The sequence below is a fragment of the Vibrio sp. L85 genome (assembly GCF_963871815.1).
Taxonomy (GTDB): domain Bacteria; phylum Pseudomonadota; class Gammaproteobacteria; order Enterobacterales; family Vibrionaceae; genus Vibrio; species Vibrio harveyi.
Window position 1 is genome coordinate 1 of record NZ_CAWMYL010000151.1, and the last position, 3,191, is coordinate 3,191.

1 protein-coding gene and 3 pseudogenes are annotated in these 3,191 nt (G+C 42.7%); all 4 read left to right on the forward strand.

Annotated elements, in window-relative coordinates:
* Positions 1–261 (forward strand): annotated as a pseudogene (locus AACR11_RS15285) (transposase); the annotation flags it as partial.
* A 64-nt stretch (positions 262–325) separates the two neighbouring features.
* Positions 326–697, forward strand: a pseudogene (locus AACR11_RS15290) (transposase); the annotation flags it as partial.
* A gap of 114 nt (positions 698–811) precedes the next feature.
* On the forward strand, positions 812–2,419 hold the full coding sequence (locus AACR11_RS15295) for an ISL3 family transposase (protein WP_026138328.1): 1,608 nt from the start codon (positions 812–814) through the stop codon (positions 2,417–2,419).
* Positions 2,420–2,497: 78 nt separating this feature from the next.
* Positions 2,498–3,120 (forward strand): annotated as a pseudogene (locus AACR11_RS15300) (IS1 family transposase); the annotation flags it as partial.
* Between the last annotated feature and the right edge of the window lie 71 nt (positions 3,121–3,191).

Below are 3,191 nucleotides of genomic sequence, written 5' to 3' on the forward strand. Positions count from 1 at the left end.
CGTGAAAGACGCACTTTTAACCCAGAATTTAAACTTGAATGCGCTCAGCTAGTGCTTGACCAGGGACGCTCCTATAAAGAAACCTGCGAAGCGATGGGGATTGGAAAAACTACGTTAGAAAGTTGGTTAAGGCAACTCAAAGCAGAAAGAGCTGGTAAGGCCCCAAATTCATCACCACTCACTCCAGAGCAAAGAGAAATCCGCGACCTTAAAAAGAAAATTAAACGTATTGAAGAAGAAAAGGAAATTCTAAAAAAGGCTACTGTAGATTCAATTGGTCATTGCAACAGTTTTACTAAAATACTGATTTGCATGGACACCAGTGATGAAACGAGCAAAACGTACATTTACTCAAGAAGAGAAAGATCTCGTATTTAATTTATGGAAACAAGGTACTGGATATAGCGATATTGGCCGAATTTTAAACGCAGCACCAGGTACTGTATTTACAGCATTACGTGAAACTGGGGGCATCAAACCCAATACACGAAAAAGGAACAGGCAACATTTAACTCTGGAAGAACGAGAGGAAATCAGAGTTGCTCTATCTGCCAAAATGTCGTTGCGAGCTATTGCTCGCATGCTAAATCGCTCCCCTTCTACAATTTCAAGAGAAGTTGCCCGTAATCGAGGTCGTCGTTATTACAAAGCTGTTAATGCAGACAACCGAGCAAAACGTATGGCTAAACGTCCAAAGCTAGGAGCTGTCAACGCCAGTTTAAAATTGGGTCTTCCGCAACTTAGGTGGTGAAAAATTAATGAAACTTTTTATTTAACAACGATCTAAGCTATTTTAAGTTGGGATAACTAAATGGCTTCGCTTAAGACTTTATTACAGCTTCCTCGAGGGTGGCATCCAACTCGACAAAGTGCCTCTATACATGGCCTTAATGTTTATCTTAAAGCTTCCAGTAAAACTGCCCGTTGCCCTGATTGCTTAAAGCGTAGCAATTCTATACATAGTCACCGTGAGCGTCGCCTACAGCATCTACCATGTGTTGGTCAGACACTATACTTGATATTTACTATACGACATTGGTACTGTCATAATCGATTCTGTAAACGGCGAACCTTTGCTGAATCATTGTCACCGTTTGCTGAACCTCGTCAGCAATCTTCTATCGCTCTCCAAAATTTACAGCGCCAATTTGGATTGATTGCGGGTGGTAATGCAGGGAAACGAGCAGCAAGCAGTGTTGGTATTAAAACAAGTGCTGACACTTTGCTTCGCAGAGTAGTGCAAGCACCAGAGACACTTCAGCCCAAAACTCCACACATAGGCATTGATGAATGGGCTTGGCAACGCGGTCATACATATGGGACGTTGATCGTTGACCTTAACACTCATCGACCATTAGTTTTACTTCCTGGTCGAGAAAAACGAGCCTTAACTACCTGGTTTAAGAAATATCCTGAAATACAGGTAGTCTCCAGAGATCGCGGGGGTATATATGCTGTTGCGGCCCGTGAGGGTGCTCCTCAAGCTAGGCAAGTAGCAGATCGATGGCATCTTTTGAAAAATATAGGTGATGCGCTAGAACGGATGATGCATCGACATATTCCGTTGATTCGAGAAGTTACTAATGAATTAGCACCTAAAGTTACAACACAAGCTATGCTTCACGAAGCATCATCAACGCCGAGTAATGCGATACGACTTAAACAACAAAAAAGAGAAAAGCGTTATCAGCGATGGACTCAAGTGAATGACCTCTATAAAAAAGGGCATGGTATCAGGGAAATATCGAGGGCAACTGGACTGTCACGAGTAACAGTTCGACGATGGATACAGTCGAAGACTTTTCCTGAAATATCAAGTAAACCACCTAGACCTAAGCTCATCGATTCATGGAGTGATTGGCTAGAAAAACAGCTGCAAAGCGGTTACTGCAATGCAAGTCAGCTATGGCAAGAAATGGTCGAAGCTGGGTTTACAGGCAGTGTTAGTACAGTGAGGTATGAAGTAACCAGGCTCAGAAAAGGCAAGGTCTATCCAGTTATTGTTCCTACACGTATACCATCAGCATCCCGAATCAGTCGCTGGCTTACACCTTGGAGAATAATACGAGGAGAAGAAAGTTATGCATCAAGATTTATAAGTCGGATGTGTGACAAAGAGCCTCAGCTCAAATTAGCGCAGAAACTAGCTTTAGAGTTCTACAAGATACTCAAAACAAAGAACAAAAGGTCATTACACCGATGGTTCGAAAGTGTTAGCGATAGTGGACTGATCGACCTTCAACGAGTTGCTAAAGGGATGGAGGCAGACTTACCTGCGGTTAATGAAGCTGTCATTAGTCATTGGAGCAATGGTGTCGTTGAAGGGCACGTAAATCGTTTGAAGATGTTAAAGCGCCAAATGTATGGCCGCGCGGGTTTCGAACTATTGAGATGTAGAGTAATGAGTCCTCTGGCGTGATTTTATGCACCTTAGTTGCGGAAGACCCATTTTTACATCGGCGCTGACACCTGTTCGAAAACATGTATAGAGGCGGCTGGCTTTCAGCGTTTTCGTTGCATTGACTGTAAGCGTTCCTTTCAGCTTGATTACGCATACGAGGCATATAAGCCTAATGTCAAAGAGCAAATCATTGATATGGCAATGAATAGCTCTGGTGTAAGAGAAACAAGTCGTGTCTTAAAGGTTGGCTATAACACAGTGCTACGCACTTTAAAAAACTCTCGCCAAGGCAAGTGACCCCGATACCTTTCGATAAAGCAAACATCTCTCTAATCTGTGAAGTTGATGAGCAATGGTCATTCGTAGGTAAAAAGAAAAATCGTCGCTGGCTTTGGTATGCTTGGGAGCTCCGCTATAAACGCATCATTGCTCACGCATTTGGTAAACGTAATACGGATGCTCTGCGAGCGTTACTCGCTTTGCTTAAACCGTTCGACATCAGCTTCTTTTTTACCGATGATTTCAGCGTTTACGCAAAAGAATTACCAAGAGAAAAGCATATTGTGGGCAAAAGGTTCACTCAGCGAATTGAACGAACTAATCTGACGCTACGTTCCAGGTTAAAACGTTTAGTACGTAGAACTATCGGATTTTCCAAATCGGAGGAAATGCACGATAAGGTGATCGGAACATTCATTGAGCGGGAGTTCTATTTTTGAATCAACGGATTGGAGTCATGACCTTTAATTCTTAAATAAAGTGAGCCGGTGAATGATGTTTGCGAGCCCGT

Bases quoted from the DNA above. Each gene is read 5' to 3' on its own strand.
- AACR11_RS15295 (WP_026138328.1), top strand. From the start codon at position 812: ATGGCTTCGCTTAAGACTTTATTACAGCTTCCTCGAGGGTGGCATCCA.